This is a genomic window from Paenibacillus sp. JGP012, from assembly GCF_014203995.1.
Taxonomy (GTDB): Bacteria; Bacillota; Bacilli; order Paenibacillales; family Paenibacillaceae; genus Paenibacillus; species Paenibacillus silvae.
The window spans coordinates 472,592-490,043 of record NZ_JACHKG010000002.1 but is presented as its reverse complement, the minus strand read 5'-3'; the positions used below and the strand labels follow the sequence as shown (position 1 = coordinate 490,043).

The 17,452-nt window shown below is 49.3% G+C and carries 17 protein-coding genes and 1 riboswitch; of the genes, 1 reads left to right on the top strand and 16 read right to left on the bottom strand.

Annotated features, from left to right (window positions below):
- Positions 1 to 209 precede the first annotated feature (209 nt).
- The 15 genes from cobJ to HNR77_RS04550 all read right to left on the bottom strand — a co-directional run bounded on the left by cobJ (position 210) and on the right by HNR77_RS04550 (position 14,943).
- A complete protein-coding gene (cobJ, locus tag HNR77_RS04620) occupies positions 210 to 2,147 on the bottom strand; it encodes a precorrin-3B C(17)-methyltransferase (protein ID WP_184181319.1) in 1,938 nt (645 codons plus the stop codon).
- Positions 2,148 to 2,550: 403 nt separating this feature from the next.
- Positions 2,551 to 2,741, bottom strand: a riboswitch (cobalamin riboswitch).
- 374 nt (positions 2,742 to 3,115) lie between these two features.
- Entirely contained in the window at positions 3,116 to 3,943 is an 828-nt protein-coding gene (locus HNR77_RS04615; RefSeq protein ID WP_184181174.1) for a uroporphyrinogen-III synthase, read from the bottom strand.
- 131 nt (positions 3,944 to 4,074) lie between these two features.
- Complete coding sequence (locus HNR77_RS04610) at positions 4,075 to 5,304, bottom strand: GerAB/ArcD/ProY family transporter (RefSeq protein ID WP_184181172.1); 1,230 nt, start codon at positions 5,302 to 5,304, stop codon at positions 4,075 to 4,077.
- A gap of 18 nt (positions 5,305 to 5,322) precedes the next feature.
- Positions 5,323 to 5,544, bottom strand: coding sequence for a hypothetical protein (locus tag HNR77_RS04605; RefSeq protein WP_184181170.1), 222 nt, complete (start codon positions 5,542 to 5,544; stop codon positions 5,323 to 5,325).
- Positions 5,537 to 6,736, bottom strand: coding sequence for a Ger(x)C family spore germination protein (locus tag HNR77_RS04600; protein ID WP_184181168.1), 1,200 nt, complete (start codon positions 6,734 to 6,736; stop codon positions 5,537 to 5,539). Before HNR77_RS04600 ends, HNR77_RS04605 begins: the two co-directional genes overlap by 8 nt.
- A gap of 4 nt (positions 6,737 to 6,740) precedes the next feature.
- Complete coding sequence (locus HNR77_RS04595) at positions 6,741 to 8,339, bottom strand: spore germination protein (RefSeq protein WP_184181166.1); 1,599 nt, start codon at positions 8,337 to 8,339, stop codon at positions 6,741 to 6,743.
- Between the two features lie 149 nt (positions 8,340 to 8,488).
- Positions 8,489 to 8,827: a hypothetical protein gene (locus tag HNR77_RS04590; protein WP_184181164.1), complete on the bottom strand. Its 339-nt coding sequence runs from the start codon at positions 8,825 to 8,827 to the stop codon at positions 8,489 to 8,491.
- Positions 8,828 to 8,877: 50 nt separating this feature from the next.
- Positions 8,878 to 9,579 carry a pirin family protein gene (locus HNR77_RS04585; protein ID WP_184181162.1) on the bottom strand — a complete coding sequence of 234 codons (702 nt, stop codon included), beginning with the start codon at positions 9,577 to 9,579 and terminating at the stop codon, positions 8,878 to 8,880.
- 116 nt (positions 9,580 to 9,695) lie between these two features.
- Positions 9,696 to 9,869, bottom strand: a complete 174-nt coding sequence (locus HNR77_RS04580; protein ID WP_184181160.1) for a hypothetical protein — start codon at positions 9,867 to 9,869, stop codon at positions 9,696 to 9,698.
- 83 nt (positions 9,870 to 9,952) lie between these two features.
- Positions 9,953 to 10,366, bottom strand: a complete 414-nt coding sequence (locus HNR77_RS04575) for a DoxX family protein (protein WP_184181158.1) — start codon at positions 10,364 to 10,366, stop codon at positions 9,953 to 9,955.
- Positions 10,367 to 10,431: 65 nt separating this feature from the next.
- Positions 10,432 to 11,295, bottom strand: coding sequence for a M56 family metallopeptidase (locus HNR77_RS04570; RefSeq protein ID WP_184181156.1), 864 nt, complete (start codon positions 11,293 to 11,295; stop codon positions 10,432 to 10,434).
- 1 nt (position 11,296) lies between these two features.
- Positions 11,297 to 11,713, bottom strand: coding sequence for a BlaI/MecI/CopY family transcriptional regulator (locus HNR77_RS04565; protein ID WP_184181154.1), 417 nt, complete (start codon positions 11,711 to 11,713; stop codon positions 11,297 to 11,299).
- Between the two features lie 236 nt (positions 11,714 to 11,949).
- Complete coding sequence (locus HNR77_RS04560; protein ID WP_184181152.1) at positions 11,950 to 13,401, bottom strand: catalase; 1,452 nt, start codon at positions 13,399 to 13,401, stop codon at positions 11,950 to 11,952.
- Between the two features lie 358 nt (positions 13,402 to 13,759).
- Positions 13,760 to 14,572, bottom strand: coding sequence for a winged helix-turn-helix transcriptional regulator (locus tag HNR77_RS04555; RefSeq protein WP_184181150.1), 813 nt, complete (start codon positions 14,570 to 14,572; stop codon positions 13,760 to 13,762).
- The gene (locus HNR77_RS04550; protein ID WP_111272302.1) at positions 14,548 to 14,943 is read right to left on the bottom strand and encodes a Fur family transcriptional regulator; all 396 of its coding nucleotides are present in this window, start codon (positions 14,941 to 14,943) and stop codon (positions 14,548 to 14,550) included. The genes HNR77_RS04555 and HNR77_RS04550 overlap by 25 nt, the downstream gene beginning before the upstream one ends.
- Positions 14,944 to 15,247: 304 nt before the next feature.
- Between HNR77_RS04550 and HNR77_RS04545 the strand changes: the two genes are divergently transcribed.
- Positions 15,248 to 16,342, top strand: coding sequence for a diguanylate cyclase (locus HNR77_RS04545; protein WP_311768571.1), 1,095 nt, complete (start codon positions 15,248 to 15,250; stop codon positions 16,340 to 16,342).
- Between the two features lie 136 nt (positions 16,343 to 16,478).
- On the opposite strand, the gene HNR77_RS04540 is transcribed toward HNR77_RS04545, so the two are convergent.
- Positions 16,479 to 17,417: an aldo/keto reductase family protein gene (locus HNR77_RS04540; protein WP_184181146.1), complete on the bottom strand. Its 939-nt coding sequence runs from the start codon at positions 17,415 to 17,417 to the stop codon at positions 16,479 to 16,481.
- Between the last annotated feature and the right edge of the window lie 35 nt (positions 17,418 to 17,452).

Sequence of the window (17,452 nt, the reverse complement as noted above, 5' to 3'; positions counted from 1 at the left end):
CCAGTGATTGACCTGTGTCTTCTATCTTCCTAGCTAATGATCGATCGAGTTTCCTATCCCTAGCCAGTGATCGAACAACGGTGTCCTCTATCTCATATCATCCTGTTCTTCTATCTCCTGTCTTTCTGTCTTTCTGTCTTTCTATCTTCACATCTCTCTATCTTCTATCCTGTATCCTCGTTCTCTTAGTTATCACATCAGTTACTTCATCAGTCACCGCATACCGGGTTAACTTCCACGGTGACTGGTGCATCCACGTGACGGAAGCCCTGAATGACACCCACCCGTTTGAAAAACTTGTGGAATCGCTCGTTTGGATGGCCTTTTTCTTTGTACTCCGCCACAATACGCTCTACGATGCCGCCAATCTCGTCTCCAGGAATTCCTTCTGCTACAGGCTGAGCCGGGTGCGCGTTGCGCCCGAACTTTTTGCCGCCAAGGAACAGATCGTACGCGCCTTTGCGGTAGACGATGCCGATGTCCTCCAGCACCGCCCCGTAACAAGCCATGCCGCAGCCGTTCAGCGCTACACTGGTTTCCTTGGGAGCAGATAAACCGCCAATGACTTCCTGCAGATGATTAGCCATCGGTACAGCATCGTCCTTCTCCAGGTTGCAGAAGTCACAGGCTTTGACCTTGATGACATCACCGATCGGCACCACGATAAAGTTCGCGGCACGCAGCTGCTCCACGAGCGTGTCCGGCTCAAATGTCGGCACCCGCAGAATAATCTGGTGCTCGGGTGTATACTCCAGCTCGCCGTCCTCGCTTGCACACTGCGCCAGCAGGGCCATCTGGGCGGCGGTGAATTTTTTGTTGCCCACGCCGGGCGACACGCCGATCTCAAAGAGCGGCGCCTTGCGCCCCGGCACGGGCCGAGCTGCGGTGCCAACCGCCGCAGCACCGCTGGCGCCTTGCGCGCCTCCGGCTGCCGGGCCTGACGCAGCTGCGTCCAGCCAGCGGCTTGCCGCTTCGCCCGCGAGCGCGCCGCCTGCCGCGAGCCGCGTCAGCGCCTCGGCGGCGAGCTCCGCTGCGCCGGCGCGTGGCGCCACAGCGGCTGCGCGCGGTGCGGCCTCCGCCGCCGCGGACGCGGGCCGCTCTGCGGCAAGCACGGCGGTGCCAGCGGCAGCGCTCGCCGGGCTTGCCGCAGGCGTGGCGGCCGCCCATGCGCCTGCGGGCGGCGGCCCTTGCGGAGCCGTGCCCGCTCCGGCGCTGGCGCCGCGCAGGGCTGGCTCCGCCGATGGCGCGGCTTGCGCTGGGCGCGCCGCGTCATCGCCCGCTGCCTCGCCGGAGGCGGCAGCGCGGGCTTCCCGAGCGCCGAGCGACCATGGCTCGGCTTCGGTGCGCAGCCGCTCATGTGGTCTGAGCGGCTGTTCCGCGGAGTTCAGCGTATATTTCCGCTGATATCCGCGCGGGGTGACCATGATGCCTTCGTACATCATGGTGGAGGAATTGCCGATAATCACGGTGGTCAGCATGCCGATATCGTGATTCAGCATATCCTCGAGCGTGGTCATGACCACGTCCTGACGCTCGCGGTATGCACTTTTGACCAGACCAACAGGTGTCTTCGGATCACGATAACGCAGCAGCATCTCCTGCGTCTCTACAATCTGGCGTGTACGCCGTCCACTCCGGGGATTGTACAAAGCAATGACAAAATCAGCCGCAGCAGCTGCTTCAACCCGGCGAATAATCGTCTCCCATGGTGTCAGATGATCGCTAAGGCTGATCGTACACGCATCGTGCATGACGGGTGCGCCAAGCAAGGAAGCACAAGACTGAATCGCAGATACACCCGGAATTACCTCGACAGCTACCCCTGTATCCGGTGTCCAGCCCTGCTCGATCAGCACTTCATACACCAGCCCGGCCATACCATATACCCCTGCATCTCCACTGGAGATAACCGCTACGATATGACCTGCCTCCGCCTGCTTGACTGCCTCCTGCGCTCGGCTGACCTCCTCCGTCATGCCTGTACGTACGATGGCTTGTCCGTTCAGCAAAGGCCGAATCAGATCAACATACGTGTTATATCCAATGATGACCTCGCTTTCCTGCAATGCATCCAGTGCACGCTTCGTAATATGCTCCATCGCACCCGGACCAAACCCGATGATGAGCAGCTTGCCTTGCTTTTGCATACTACTTCCTCCCTCATTCCACTTGTCTTGCTGTTCATGTCCCTTGCCGATCGATCTGAACATGCCAAAACTCATCTACCCGCATCTCCAGCCAGCCGATGTCCAATATTCCAACATGTACTGCATCTTCTTCGGATACAGCCACGATTCAATAGCTCCCATGCATTCAGCATCACTTGTTATTTCAAATATCCCGATTGGGTCCATCATTTTACGATGATAAAAACAAAAAAATCCCATCCTGATCACGGATGAGATACGCATGTACGTACACTCAGGAAAGCTGGCCTGGGCTTCCTCTGAAGAAACACACACAGCCACGAGGCCCCTGTGGGGCCTGCTGGAGCAAACCGATGTTTGCCCATTTCCTGAATTATCGTACACCACTCCTTTCCGCGAAGGGTTTGGTGACACATGCAAGGTAGGTCTCCTGGCTCTGGATCATCAGCTGTCTTTTCTGTCTTCCCCGTTCAATTCGAGTGACTTATATCGAAAAGTGCTTCACCATTACAGTGGCGGGACCGCTCGGGACTTGCACCCGATTCCCTGTTACCTCTTGCTTTATGCAAGAGCACCTTGCTGCTTTCATATTGTCTTCATCATAACATCGGTCAGGAAATAATGTCCATGCTTGTCCTGATTACAATTCACACTCTCATAATTTACAATTTATGTATGCAACCTTCACTTTCTTGCCTTTCCTGATGATGCATAATGGATAAAAAACAAAAAAGATTCCGATCCGCCAAACGGACCAGAACCTCAACATCTTCACATATAACTATTCCTAAAAAATCTTTCATAATATCATTTCAGAAAACATCTTCGATCTGTGATCTCCGAAAACCATCTTCCATCTAACTTTTCTTAAAACCACCTCCCATATGCTATTTCTTAAAACCATCTTCCATATGCTATTTCCCAAAACCATCTTTCGAATGCCATTTCCCAAAACCATTTTCCATATCTTACTCCCGGACACCCACCGGATGTGCTGCGAAGTAACGGCCAAGCTCAACAATCAAGGCCCCCATCTTCTCTTCCTCAGGTACAACGATGGCTTCGATGCCTTCCTCACGCATTGCATTCGCTGTCACCTTACCCACAGAGGCCGGGACCACACCTTCCTTGAAAGCTATCAGCATCTGCTGCAGTTTACCTTGAGCAGCTGCATATTCCGTCAAGAAGCGAACCTGTGGACCGCTGGTAAAAGCTACGGCATGCAGCTCATGCCGAATAATCTCATTCAGTAACTGCTCAAGCTCTGCTGCTTCCGGCGGTACATGACGATATGGCAGCACCTGCCTCACGGCAGCCCCCTGCTCCTCCAGCCAGGCCACCAGCTTCGGAGCGGTTTCACCGTGCAGCTGCAGCATAACCTTTTTGCCTGCCAGATCATGTGAGCCAAACTCACGAATCAACCCGTCTGTACTGCCATCATCATCCCGCACGAGCGGTGTCAATTTCAGCTTCTTGAGTGCATTGACCGTTTTATATCCTCTGGCTGCAATACAAGATGCAGCAATGACATCCCGCAGCTGCGCGGCAACATCCATATCCTCAGCCATGTTAAACAAAGCGTCCAACCCCATGCCGGTCGTAAAAATGGCCCAATCGGGCGGATCGGATATCCAGGAGACCAATCCGTCTCTAATATTGCGATCATCCAGAAATACCGTCCCCTGTGCAGGCCGCACGAGTGGAACTCCACCCATCTTCTCTACCAATATAGACATCTCTTTGGATTTTCGCGGTCCGGTTAATGCGACACGTACCCCTGCCAAATGCTGTGCCATGTAAGCTCCCCCTGTTCGTTCAGCCGAATGTTCATTAGTCTGACTACAGTATACAGGCTGCTTCTGCAGAGGGAAACCATGACCGCTCTCTTTTTGCCTTCATCAGCTATAACGATTTTTTATGGTATATATCAGGAAGGCTGCAGATTTCCGCCACCAAGGGTTTCCTTGCGTTTCTGATCTCCAGACTTTTCGTCCGTCTGATCATCCGATTCCATTGAGTTCTGCTCACGTTCCTGTCCGTGCTGCTTGCCTTTAGACGTACGCTCCCCGGAATCAGAATGCGGGGCATGCTGTGTTTCCTTTTTACGCGGACGCAGAAACAGAAAAAATACCATCGGAAATATTACCTCAAATACAATGGCAATCCATGTCCACTCCCGGGTAAATCGATTCAGCTGTATCGCATTGCGGAAAAACCAGAATGCACAGACAAAACCCATCAAGGCAATCGGCCCTGTCAGCACCTTGCCTGACACTTTGGGAATCATTCGTTTCAGTCCCCAGCACACAAAGTACAGGTCAAACGCAATCTTCGTTATTATACAAGGCAAGGTTGCCGCCGCAAGCGCCAGATCAAACCGATCCAGGAAATCACTGATCTGCAGCTGCCTTGCCAGTTCATACGATGGATACACAAGTCTGGAGGCAATCGGGACGCCAATCGAAGTAATCGTTTCAACAATAATTAACATCATCAGCAAACCTGTCAGTACGTTACCTGAGAAAATGGACTTTGTTTTGAAATCCTGGCCTCTGACCACAAAGGGCAAAGCAATCATCTCCCCGTAAAAAGAGAACAGATACCAACTTCCCCTTCCCACTCCCGCGAAATCAATATCAAAAAAGGGTTTCAGGTTATCTATATTGATCTGTTTAATTAGCATAAACGGCACAATGATGGAGTTTAATATAAAAAGAGCCACATACAGCTCCACCATCCCGATCAGGGAACCCAGACCCCCGCGCACAATAAATATAGCCATCACAATCAAAGAAAGCACAATAATGGATATAGGCGTAGTTTCCAGCAATGTGATGCTTACATAATCACCCGTCAGCCGAATATCTCTGGCAAATACAAAGAAAAAAAACGCAATGTACATGAACCCGGCGAGCCTTCCCAAAAAAGGATATCGCGTCACAAGTGATTCAAACAGATCCTTATCTGGAAAGCGCCGCTGCACACGACTAAGCATCCACATCGACGCAAACATAATTAGAATAACGGGTACATAACACAGATAAGCATGCTGTTCTGCATAGAAAATCGCTTGTGTATGAGGCTGCAGCAGTGTACCCGTAATACTCAGCAGCATAATGATTAACACCATTTGCCGGTGGGTTACCTTCTGATTCATTCTGCCTCCTCCTTTCTCTCAGGGTAACGGAAGCAATCGCTGAATGATATGACTCATCCATACCGATAGAAAAACCGTTTTTTTCAATGTCGTCACATAAAACCAGATGCCTGTTGCCATGACGATGATTCCGTAAGAAAGCCAGCGATTAACGGAGGCCGCCTGCTTCAAATGCCTGAAATCCATCACAAGTACTACAACAACCATCGCCAGGTACGTATACAACAGGGGTTTAATCATGCACAATATCCTCCTCTACGACCCCGATCGGTTTATTGACAATACCTACATTTTCAATAATGACGTGTGGTACCACATTAACCTGAACGTCCGGATAGATGACATCCCATCGATCCTTGATTTTGTCCCATTCTTTTGGTAAATGATGGTGTATGGAGCGACCCATACCGAGAATGTCTGCTTTGAATTTCTTCTGAACCAAACGAACGCCTTCCTCAATATCTTCTTTAATCTTCAGGTGTATTGCTTCATTTAGTTTTATAATTTCATTCTCACGCCGGTCACCGTAATCGGATTCATTGTCCACGATAACACCTTTGGCATAGAGTTGAATCGTCACACTCACCTTGCCATTAACCACTTTGGGGTGAAGAGACGAGTTGTTCTCATTCAGTTTAATGAACAGATCACCTTTCCCGCGCGGGGCTTTAACCATGACCTCAGGTTCATTGGCTTCACCCATGGCCAGAATGAGCGCATCAGCAGGAGCCTTGTCCATCATGCCCACCAGCTTGTCTTTTTTGAAAATAGCCAGCCCGTCGAGCTTGATGTTGGTTTTGGAGTCCTTCCAATCCTTAGGCACACTGTCCGAGACGGACGCGATGGGCAGGAAAGGGTCCACTCCATCGCTTAGTATCGAATCGATGAACGTTTTGAGCGAACGCGGATTTCGCATGTTGAGAAAACATAATTCCCGTACCATCTCGGAGGGGAACTTTTCGATCGGTGCATCCGTATCAATGACCTTATACGCTTCTCCACGTGTAACGACCGGCAATGCAGACAACCGGTTAAGAGGGTATCTTGTAAACAAATCCAGCATGGGAGCAACACCGTCACGTGCAAGCTCCTCACCAATCAGGATGGTGCGGCGGTGCGCATAATAAATTCTGCGCGAGAGTGATTTCTGACCTTCCAGCGAAGTCCCGCGCAGTGTGTTCGCTGTATTGGAGAGGATAAACCAAGGTTTGTCACCGCTTGTTCCACCACCACCACCCACGCTTCCGGATGCCCCGGATTGTCCAGGAAGAGCAATTTGCAGGCTGGATCGGTAATCATTATTTTCCTTATCCACAGCTATGCCAATGACAAAAGCAACATCATTGATCTCTTCACGATCCCAGCAGCCAGCAAGCAGAGAGGTGCATAGGAGGAGTGCAGCGACAGCCCTGTATTTTATTAAAAAACGCATGGGATTACCATCCTTCCTCCGCTTCCGGCGAACCATTAATATCTCTAGTCATCCGCTTCCGGTCCCGATTGACCGTTGAAGGACGATTGATCATTTTCCACCAAGGCACACGAACCAGAATGTCTTTGGTATCTTTTTTGCTGTACGGGCTAACACCTGACAGATACGGCACGCCGAATGACGTCATCTGTGTGAGATGCACCGAGATTAGCACAAGACCGATGACGATACCGTACAGCCCCAGCATACCTGCCAACAGCATAATCGGAAATCGCAGCAGCCGAACGGTGATCGCAAAGTTAAAGCGCGGAATCGTAAATGAGGCAATCCCCGTCATGGATACGATAATCACCATCGGTGCCGATACAATACCTGCCTGCACAGCGGCTTGTCCAATCACAAGGGCACCGAGAATACTGACCGCTTGACCGACCGTCTTTGGCAGCCTTACTCCGGCCTCGCGCAGGGCTTCAAAGGACAGTTCCATGATGAGTGCCTCGATAAGCGCCGGAAAAGGGATGGCTTCCCTTGCTCCAGCTATGCTGAGAATCAGTGTGGTCGGCAGCATGTCCTGATGATACGTTGTAATCGCGATGTAAAGTGCGGGCAGGAACAGGGCAATCGCAACAAACAAAAAGCGAATCCAGCGAATGAGATTACTAATAAAAAAGCGTTCATAATAATCCTCGCTGGCCTGTAACATCTGCCACATCGTCACGGGAGCGATCAATGCAAAGGGTGTGCCATCCACCATAATCGAAAAACGTCCCTCCAGCAGGTTCCCCGCTACCGTATCGGGACGTTCCGAATAATGCATCTGCGGAAACGGAGAATACGGATGATCCTCTATAAGTTCTTCGATATATCCTGACTCCAGAATGCCGTCAATTTCGATCTTTTCCAGACGTTTCTTGGCATCCTGAATCATTTTGGGATCAGCGATGCCCTCCAGATAGATCAGGACCACATCTGTTTTGGTATCCGTGCCCAGCGTCAAGCTGACCATTTTGAGCGCAGGTGTTTTCAGCTTGAAACGCAGCAAAGCCGTATTCATACGAAGCGTTTCCGTGAAGCCCTCCCGCGGCCCGCGAATGACAGACTCCGTTTGTGGCTCCTCTACGCCCCTTCTTACCCCGCCTTTCACATTGAAAAGCCATGCTTCGCTCTTTCCATCCATCACCAGCAGCGCGGATGAAGCCAGCACCCCTTCTGTTGCAGCATCCCATGTCTTGACTCGTTTCACCTGGGTTAACTCAATGCGTGTATCATCAATGGGCACATCCGGCTCGTCCGATCGCTGCTGCACAAGTCCCCGAATCAGCGGACGGAGCATATGCTCCTGAATATCCGCCGAATTAACGATGCCTTCCACGTAAACGAGGAGGCCTTGTACATCTGGCGAAATCATCACATTACGGAATACCACATCCGAGCAATCCGAGAAAATCTCCTTTAACGCCTGAATCTGATTAGAATGAACCGCACTGATGGGCTGTTTTAGAATAGGCGGAGACGGCAGCCCCAGTGGTACATATTGGCCCTGATTGGAGACCGATCCTGAAGCTTTGGATTTGTTATTGCCCGATGATGATTTATCTGCCATATGCCGCCCCTCCATTCTTGTTTTTATACAAGGTAGCTTGTGCCAGAGAGCCAGGAATTATGTGGTCTTTTTTCACAAAAAAAAGCCTTCCCTAAGGAAGACTTGTTGAACAAATGTGCAGAGCACACATGTTTTATTTTGATACCGATTTAGTCAGCAAAATAATCATCTGGAATATATTCAATTTCCGATTTGGCGTAAATCTTGAGTGTATGCCGCTCGCTGTCATACGTGACACGGTCGCCATCGACATAATACCAATGCTTCGTCAGCGGGCGATCTTTGCGCTGTACAAAGCGAAATACGTTTAACTCCTGTTTCAGCTCAATAATCCTGGTAATCGTCTGCTCATCCAGCCCCGTTACAGTGAACACGTAACCTGTGCCTTGCTTCTGAAAGCGATAGGACAGCTCTGCATCTGTTTTACTGTTCGCCAGGCCGCGTCCGGTTACGCCGTGCTTTACCATAAACCATTCCTGCTGTGCCATAGGTGTGTTTCCTCCTTTGATCTTGGCGTAAAAATCAGTCCTTCTGCTTGTTACGGCAGATCAATCAACATATAAAAAGTGTCCTCATGTCCTTCCAGCTTCATCGAAGGGGTTTGCTCCACTCTTGCCGTATCTCCTGTCTGCAGCACATGTTCATTTTGCAGACCAAGCTTGCCCTCAATGGAGAAAATGTACATCCGACGTCCGGCATGCTGCTCAAAATCAAGCGTCTTTCCTTTAGCCAGCCGTCCCAGATAAATCGTCATATCCTGATGCACCGTGGCGATTCGTGGTCCTCCCTCGGAAGATGCAACAGGTACAAGAGCTCCTTCCAGAGCCGCTGTATCAAAGGAGGTGGTTTCGTAGGATGGCTGCAGCCCTTTGGTATGTGGCATAAACCACAGCTGCAGCAGTCTGACCTCTTCCGTATCGGAGGCATTGTGCTCGGTATGAATCACACCACTTCCTGCCGACATTCGCTGAATGCCGCCAAAGCCGGTTACAGCCACGTTACCGAGACTGTCTTCATGTCTCAGCTTGCCGTTCAGTACGATGGATACAATCTCCATATCACTATGGGGATGTGCACCAAAACCGCGACCGGGGGCAATGACATCATCGTTAGCAACCCGCATCGGTCCAAAGGCCGTGTTGTCCGAATCGTAATATTCACCAAAGGAAAAGCTGTGACTTCCGCGCAGCCAACCACGGTCAAAGCTGGAACGTGCTTCAGATGGAATGATCTTAATCATATCGTGCAACCTCCTCATATCTATTGTAATGCCTGTCTCATTTTTCTAATGTGAGCCTGCTGGTTTGGTCTTATCTACTCTTATTTTTTCTTAGTAGCATACTTATTCTCATTATATCAGACATCAAGGGCATTCGTCCAAACATCAGATACAGTTGCATGAACGAAAAAAAACCCTTGCCCCCTCCATTCGATCAGGCAAACCTCGTTACCTGATTGAATGATTAGGTCAAGAGCTTCATTAAGCTGAAAATCCCCTTTTCCAAAGGGAAAATCCGGTGCTAAGCGCATGCTTCCGATGTATATTTCTTCCAGAAAGCTTTAAGGCGACTGGTCCGCTTTGCCGGTTTTTTTCTGCACTCGCCTTACACAGATCAGGCGCTCACGTTCTGTCGTGCATTCCCTTGTCTGTTAAACAGATAATCCACTGCCAAGAAACGGCTCCCTGTAAGAAGCAGCGTTAACGATCCTGCCATCAGCATATAATCCAGCTCTGTCCCATTCAGGAAAGGCTGACCTGCCTTGGCCGTGAACAACGCTCCCACCATTACAGCGATGAATAAAGCTGCAAATATACGTGTACCCAGACCAAGAATAACAGCTGCGCCACCTGCAAGCTCAATAATAGCAACGACAGATGCCATAAAACCCGGAATGCCTATACTTTCAAAGAAACCTACCGTTCCACTAATTCCACCCTCGAATTTGCTCCAGCCGTGCAGTACAAAGATCAAACCAATCATAATTCGTAAGAAAAAGAGGCCCATTTCAATACTTTTATTATTCATTATTCATCTCCTCATTTCATTCAAAATTAGTTTCATTATGTCTCTTTCTTGTTCCAAACACACTCCTATCCGATCGACCAGACAAACAGAATGGACAGCAACAGAAATACCATTGCCGAGATGAGAATCGCATAACGCGGTAAACGCAGCTTGACATCCCGTTCAGGGTCCAGCAGCCGTGAGATGCGCACGTTCACTGACGTATCGGCAAACGAAGACTGGATAATCTGCGTTCTGTTTTCTCCCGTTGATGGTGAACATGCACGCAGCAGCTTCAGAAGTGCACTGCCAATCCCAACCGCATTCCCTGTACGTTCAATGGCTTCGTTGTCTGCCAGAATCTCTCTCACAATGCGATATTGCTGTGACGTATGCTTGAGCACAGGGATATAAGGCATCATCGCAGCAAAGACGGAAAGCAATGTCGTTTTGAGTGGATCACGATGCCACAGATGATGAACCTCGTGATATACGACCGCCTTCTCTTCTTCCGTATCCAGCATGTGCAGCAAACCTGTGGAGAGCACAATGCAAGGCCGCCACAACCCGATTGTAAAAGCAACCGGAGAGGACTGCTCTACCACAAGAAACCGCGGCCTTCTCAGATGCTCATATCTGGCATTCAGCGTTGCCGACCAGATGTGATTCTCCATTGAACGCAGCTTGGTCACCGCCGCACGTGTTTGAATCATTCGTACAGACAGAAGCCAGCTTGTCCCGGCAAACGTCAGCAGCACCAGCAGCAGCAGGAAATGTCCTACGGACATCCAGCCCATGCGGCTCATCCAGTGATTGCACAGCCAAAGCAGATTGAGCCGGATGTCCCACCCAAATAATTTGTACATCGCATACATAAACATCTGCACCAGCACCAGCAGCGGAATGCCAAACCCGACGGTGAACAACATCTTGGAGCGGGTCTTCCACATATTACTCGTTATCCTTTTTCCACTGTTTGATCTTCATTTCGAGTCGTTCAATCAAACCCTCGTCAGCTTCATCGAGCGCGTCCAGCATATGATTCAATGCCAGCGTCCCGAATTCGTCCACCAGTTCCTGGGACAATTCCTTGGATTGATCGTTCATAAATGCCTCCTTGCTCTGAACGGGCTGATACAACGATGTGCGGCCCTTTTGTGTTTTGCCGAGCAATCCCTTATCCACCAAACGATTCATTACGGTCATAACGGTATTAAAGTTGACGTCTTTGTCTTGCTCCAGTGCAGTCTGTACTTCACGAATGCTGCTGCCGGGACGAGCCCACAGAATGTCCATAATTCTGGCCTCCAGCGGACCAAAGAAACGGTTCAGCCCACGCTCACCCACTTTGAAATTGTGTATTCTCATATTCTGACACCCCTCACACTACCCATTGTAGTGTCCATGGATAAGAAGTCAACCTCTATGTCAGCTATTTTTATGTAAATGATTAGTAAAATTGTTTTTCATTTGAGTGAAAACAATGCAAAAAACCGGGCCATTCCGCACAATGCGGTCCTGCCCGGTGCATATGACTGACCTTGATGTATTGTTCTAAACCTTCTTTACATCCAGATCAACAAATGGATGCCTTCGTGGGAGTGTTACTTCGGCATATGTCCAGAAATGTCTACACCCAGACCGTTAGCGAGTCGCCCACCGAGCTGTGCATCGGCACGGAAGAAGTGGCACAATGCTCTCATCTGAATATCGACCGGCACTGCTTTAAGATCATTCGTCAGATTATCCAGCAGATGCTGCTGCTCCACAGGTGTGAATGAACGGAACAGTTCCCCTGCCTGCGTATAATCATCAGTCTTCTCAATTTTTTCTCTTGTTACATGCCCGTGTAAAGGAACCTGGCTATCCCGGTAAGCCGGGTCCTCCTGCGGGCTGCTCCCAGAGCTATTAGGCTCATAGTTTACCGGGGATGGGTCCTGATTAACATTCATCAAGCCATCGCGCTGGTGATTACGGACTGGCGCATAAGGGCAGTTAACCGGAATCTGAAGATAGTTCGGTCCAAGACGGTGACGCTGTGTATCCGGGTAAGAGAACAGTCGGCCTTGCAGCAATTTATCCTCAGACGGCTCAATACCTCGTACAACTGCACTTGGTGAGAACGCCGCCTGTTCCACTTCCGCGAAGAAATTCTGCGGATTGCGATTTAAGGTCATCGTGCCTACGGTTTGAAACGGAAGGACGTCCTCTGGCCATGTTTTGGTCGGGTCCAGCGGGTCAAACGAGAAATCATTCATCTGTTCCGGCTTGAGCAGCTGCACCTGCAGCTTCCACTGCGGATAATCCCCGTTTTTGATATGGTCATACAGATCACGTGTTGCATGGTTAAAGTCCTGGCCCTGAACTTCAGCAGCCTCCTGACGGGAGAAGGCACGAACGCCTTGGGCAGATTCCCATTTGTATTTCACATAGTGCACTTCGCCTTGGGCATTGATCCATTTAAAAGCATGCACACCGAAACCATCCATCTCGCGGTAACTTGCCGGAGTTCCCAGATCAGAGAACAGCCAGGTCATCATATGCGTGGATTCCGGTGACAGCGTCATAAAATCCCAATAACGTGCCGGGTCCTGAATGTTGGTATCTGGAGCTGGCTTGAGTGAGTGTACCATATCCGGAAATTTAATCGCATCCCGAATGAAGAAAACCGGCAGATGGTTTCCGACAAGATCATAATTGCCTTCACGTGTATAAAATTTAACGGCAAATCCGCGTGGGTCCCGCGCAGTCTCGGGAGAACCTGTGCCGTGGATAACGGTCGAGAACCTTACAAGCACATCTGTTTCGGTACCCGGCTCTTGCAGAAAGTCAGCTGTAGTATACGCCTTCATGCTCTGCTCCAGCTTGAACACCCCATGTGCTCCAGCTCCTCTTGCGTGTACAACGCGCTCAGGAATGCGTTCACGGTCAAAGTGTGCAATCTTCTCGATAAGGTGGTAATCCTCTAACAAGGTTGGGCCTCTTCTGCCCGCTGTTCGTGAATTCTGGTTGTCTCCTACGGGCGCCCCCTGATTAGTCGTCAAACGATCTGTCATCCTGTCGTCCTCCTCTGAAATGGGTATTTCTTGTTGTATCTATCTACTAATTCATCATCTAATTCCAATCATATTCGTCATCAGCTTAAATATACATTTAGACTTGATCTAACTGTTAAATTGATTCTAGCATGTCCTATGCTCAAACTGCATGAGGTTTACATGAGGTTAAGATGAGATTGCTTCAACAAAAATGAATGAAGTATGAAGGGTCTGAACAAATATGCCGTCATCTCGTGATACCTATTCTAAAAATATAAAAAAGCGCTGATCGTTATTAAACGATCAACGCCAGGTTCAAACCATGATGCACAGGGAAAGGTTCCCCACGTACGCTGCATCTTTTCACTATGAGAGGTTAATCCGCAAGGCGGTAACCTACACCTCTTACCGTAACGATGTACTGCGGCGAAGACGCATTATCACCCAGTTTTTTGCGCAAGCTCTTGATATGAACATCGACTACGTTGCTTCCACCCGTAAAATCAGTCTCCCAAATGTCACTGAGCATCTCTTCACGCGAGATGACTGCACCCTTGGCATCAATTAATTTGAGCAGCAGATCATATTCCGTCTTGGTCAGATGAATCCGGGTATTGTCACGCTGTACGCTCATCCGTTCCCGATCCAGCAGCAGATCCTTAAAGCCGATTCGCTGTCCCTCTTCCGGCAGGAATGCACGCTTTGGCAGGACAGGACTGCTGCCAATCATGCGCTGAACCCGGTAAAGTGCTTCCTGCGGGCGTGCCGGCCACACGAGCAGCTCCTCCTGCAGCATAGGACCGCTAGCACTGCCAATCATCTTCTCACCAACCAGGTAGAGACAAGGTGTCGTATGCTCGGCCTCACGATTCAAACGACTGCTGATTCCCGTAAACGCGTCAATAGTTCCGGCCACGGACAGATCATAGATCAGCAGATCAAATACCAGGCGTTCATGCAGGTCCGGTTCCCAGCGATGGAACACAAGCACGTCAAAGCAGCTGTCGGTCAAGGCTTTCACCAGTTCATGCACCTGACCAGGCATTGGACTAATCAGGATGACACGTCGGGTAATCGGACAATTATCCACTAACGGTGCAGGCTCGGTCTCAGCCAGGGCAGGCTTGACCCGGAGTGGGAGCCGGCGGCCCGACCATTTCACTTTTACTTGATCCGTTTGTTTCTGCATTCCCCGCAGACACCTCCAAATACCACATGAGCGTGATCAATTGCATAACCGGTCTCTGCCGCAACCTGCTGCATCCATTGTGGAGGAACCTCTGTCATCACCTCGTCCACTTTACCACATACTTCACACATAATATGCTGGTGATCGTCCATCCGGGCATCATATCGGCTTGCTGTTTCGCCAAGCTTAAGCTCTCTAATCAGCTCTTTATCTGTTAAATAACGAAGTGAATTATATACCGTACCATAAGCCAGATTATACCCTTGCTCAACCAGCCGATTCATCACATCGGCAGCGGTCGGATGGTCCTCTGATTTACGCACGACATCATATACGGCTTGCCGCTGTATTGTCAGATTTAATGTTTTCACAACCCATACCCCTTTATATTATTTTCAGAAAATATATCGAATTTGAACATTCTTATCGTTAATTTACTTATCTATACACAACATTTATTTATTTTGATTTAGATTAAGTATAAATCTTAATGTATATCGAGTCAATATTGTGATGTTTATATTTGCTTTTGGAATTTTATAACGACTAAGAACCAAACCCTTCAAACATTTGGGATTATATGGTTCGCTAGAGCACCGATTTTCAGATAAAATAGAGTGATGTGCGTAAAAGGGGGAATGCTGGTTGTTAAGCACGTTTTTTGTAAATCTCTGTGTGATAATTACCTTTATGTACCTGTCAGGAATTGTCGCTAAATTCTACAGCATTCGGTTGCCTTTTCCCTCGCTGCGTGTTCAGATGATCGGCGGCTTGTTATTTGGTTTATACGGTACTGTGCTTATGAACTACTCCTTTCATATAAATGACAGCACCATTGTCGATCTGCGGCATCTGGCTGTTGTGACTGCAGCAGTATATCTTGGCGGACTTGCTTCCGTTATTTCTGGTGTCATTATCGCGATTCTTCGCATCCTTATGTTTGGCATAACCTCATCTGCTATTGATGGAGCATTCATCATGATACTGCTTGGACTATCGGGCGTATACTTCGCCTACGCTTCATGGTCCAGATTAACCAAGATTATCACCATGAACCTGCTAGGCATGATGCTGATTTTTGTCGCGCTCCTGATGAATACGGACAGCATGAGCACCTTAATGAAGGTTTATCCCATTCAGATGACCATTGCCTTTACCGGCGGTATTTTCATTTATTTCATTGCCGAATTTATTAACAGATCCAATGAGATGTTATTTATGCTGGAAAGACGAGCATCAACGGATCACCTGACAGATTTAAGCAATCGGCGGCAGTTTGAGCAGTCCCTTCGGGCTGAACTCCACCATGCAAGACATTATCATCAGAAGCTGTCTCTGCTGGCGATTGATATTGACCGTTTCAAAATAGTAAATGATACGTACGGTCACTCTGCTGGAGACGCTGTACTCAAGCAGCTCGGGCAGCTTCTCGTTGCGCATGCACGCTCTACTGATCTCGTCTCTCGCCATGGCGGGGAAGAATTCGCCATCCTGCTGCTCGATTGCGGATACCATCAATCCATAACCATTGCAGAATCTGTGCGGAAAGCTGTCGCCAGATTTTTGTTTGCACTGCCTGACGGTCAAACCGTAAAGCTGACTGTCTCGATTGGTATCGCCGTCTATCCTGATCATTGTGACGATCACGACGACAATGATCTGTTTGACCAGGCTGACCGTGCTCTGTACGAAGCCAAAAATACGGGACGTAACAGGGTGTGTTCATTACCCCCTCGTAATACTACCGTTGCTGACGAAGACTGGTTATAGAAGACGAATGCTGGTTATAGAACCTGATTTTTTTTCACAGCAAAAGGGATGCCGTCTGCCTGTTCACAGGCAGATGGCATCCCTTTGATACATCCTTACACTCTTTTCGTAATTATATCCCGTTTCGCTTCTTATCTTAAACCAGAATCTGTTCAATCCTCTCAATCACAGAAGCGTCCAGCTTCACTCCCGAAGCGGCTGCATTCTCCTTCACCTGCTCCGGGCGACTGGCCCCGACCAGTGCACTGGAAACATTGCTCTGGCGAAGAATCCAGGCCAAAGCGAGCTGGCCTACCTTCAGATTCAGCTGATCTGCAATCTCAATCAATTGACGAACCTTGCCGATTCGATCTGCGCTGATCTTGCCTTCATCCCAGCCAAGCTTCGCAGCACGGCTGTTCTCCGGAATATCTGAGACCGATGTATATTTGCCTGTCAGCAGCCCCTGTGCGAGCGGGGAGTATACCACTTGTCCTATGCCTTTACGTTCACCCAGAGGAATAATTTCGTTCTCAATGTAGCGGTCAAACATGTTGTATACCGGCTGGTTCACCACAATGCGGTCTAACAGCATGCGGTCCGCTGTACCTAGTGCATCCTCCATCTGAGCTGCTGTCCACTGGCTAACACCGACATACAGCACTTTACCATGCCGCACCAGATCATCCAGTGCACGAAGAGTCTCCTCAATCGGTGTCTCCGCATGATAACGATGGCAGTAATAGATATCAACATAATCCGTGCCAAGGCGCTTCAAGCTGGCCTCACACTGCTCCATAATATGTTTGCGGGATAATCCATGATCGTTTGGCCCATCACCCATTTTGTTAAAAACCTTGGTTGCGAGCACATACGAGCTTCGCGAGTACGCTTTCAACGTTTGACCCAGCAGCACCTCGGCAGCTCCCCGCTCATAGGCATTAGCCGTATCAAAAAAATTAATGCCTTCATCAAATGCAGTTTCGATTGATTTGACCGCATTCTCCCGTTCAACATATCCGCCGTACGTCAGCCAGCTACCCAAGCTGATCTCGCTGACTTTCAGTCCGCTTCCACCCAATCTACGATATTCCATTGAATGCTTGTCCTCCTCTTCATGAGATGATGAAG

Bases quoted from the DNA above. Each gene is read 5' to 3' on its own strand.
- HNR77_RS04570 (WP_184181156.1), bottom strand. From the start codon at position 11,295: ATGTGGAAGACCCGCTCCAAGATGTTGTTCACCGTCGGGTTTGGCATT.
- HNR77_RS04585 (WP_184181162.1), bottom strand. From the start codon at position 9,579: ATGATTAAGATCATTCCATCTGAAGCACGTTCCAGCTTTGACCGTGGT.
- HNR77_RS04575 (WP_184181158.1), bottom strand. From the start codon at position 10,366: ATGAATAATAAAAGTATTGAAATGGGCCTCTTTTTCTTACGAATTATG.
- HNR77_RS04600 (WP_184181168.1), bottom strand. From the start codon at position 6,736: ATGCGTTTTTTAATAAAATACAGGGCTGTCGCTGCACTCCTCCTATGC.
- cobJ (WP_184181319.1), bottom strand. From the start codon at position 2,147: ATGCAAAAGCAAGGCAAGCTGCTCATCATCGGGTTTGGTCCGGGTGCG.
- HNR77_RS04540 (WP_184181146.1), bottom strand. From the start codon at position 17,417: ATGGAATATCGTAGATTGGGTGGAAGCGGACTGAAAGTCAGCGAGATC.
- HNR77_RS04595 (WP_184181166.1), bottom strand. From the start codon at position 8,339: ATGGCAGATAAATCATCATCGGGCAATAACAAATCCAAAGCTTCAGGA.
- HNR77_RS04610 (WP_184181172.1), bottom strand. From the start codon at position 5,304: ATGAATCAGAAGGTAACCCACCGGCAAATGGTGTTAATCATTATGCTG.
- HNR77_RS04605 (WP_184181170.1), bottom strand. From the start codon at position 5,544: ATGATTAAACCCCTGTTGTATACGTACCTGGCGATGGTTGTTGTAGTA.
- HNR77_RS04555 (WP_184181150.1), bottom strand. From the start codon at position 14,572: ATGCAGAAACAAACGGATCAAGTAAAAGTGAAATGGTCGGGCCGCCGG.
- HNR77_RS04580 (WP_184181160.1), bottom strand. From the start codon at position 9,869: ATGCGCTTAGCACCGGATTTTCCCTTTGGAAAAGGGGATTTTCAGCTT.
- HNR77_RS04590 (WP_184181164.1), bottom strand. From the start codon at position 8,827: ATGGCACAGCAGGAATGGTTTATGGTAAAGCACGGCGTAACCGGACGC.
- HNR77_RS04615 (WP_184181174.1), bottom strand. From the start codon at position 3,943: ATGGCACAGCATTTGGCAGGGGTACGTGTCGCATTAACCGGACCGCGA.
- HNR77_RS04565 (WP_184181154.1), bottom strand. From the start codon at position 11,713: ATGAGAATACACAATTTCAAAGTGGGTGAGCGTGGGCTGAACCGTTTC.
- HNR77_RS04560 (WP_184181152.1), bottom strand. From the start codon at position 13,401: ATGACAGATCGTTTGACGACTAATCAGGGGGCGCCCGTAGGAGACAAC.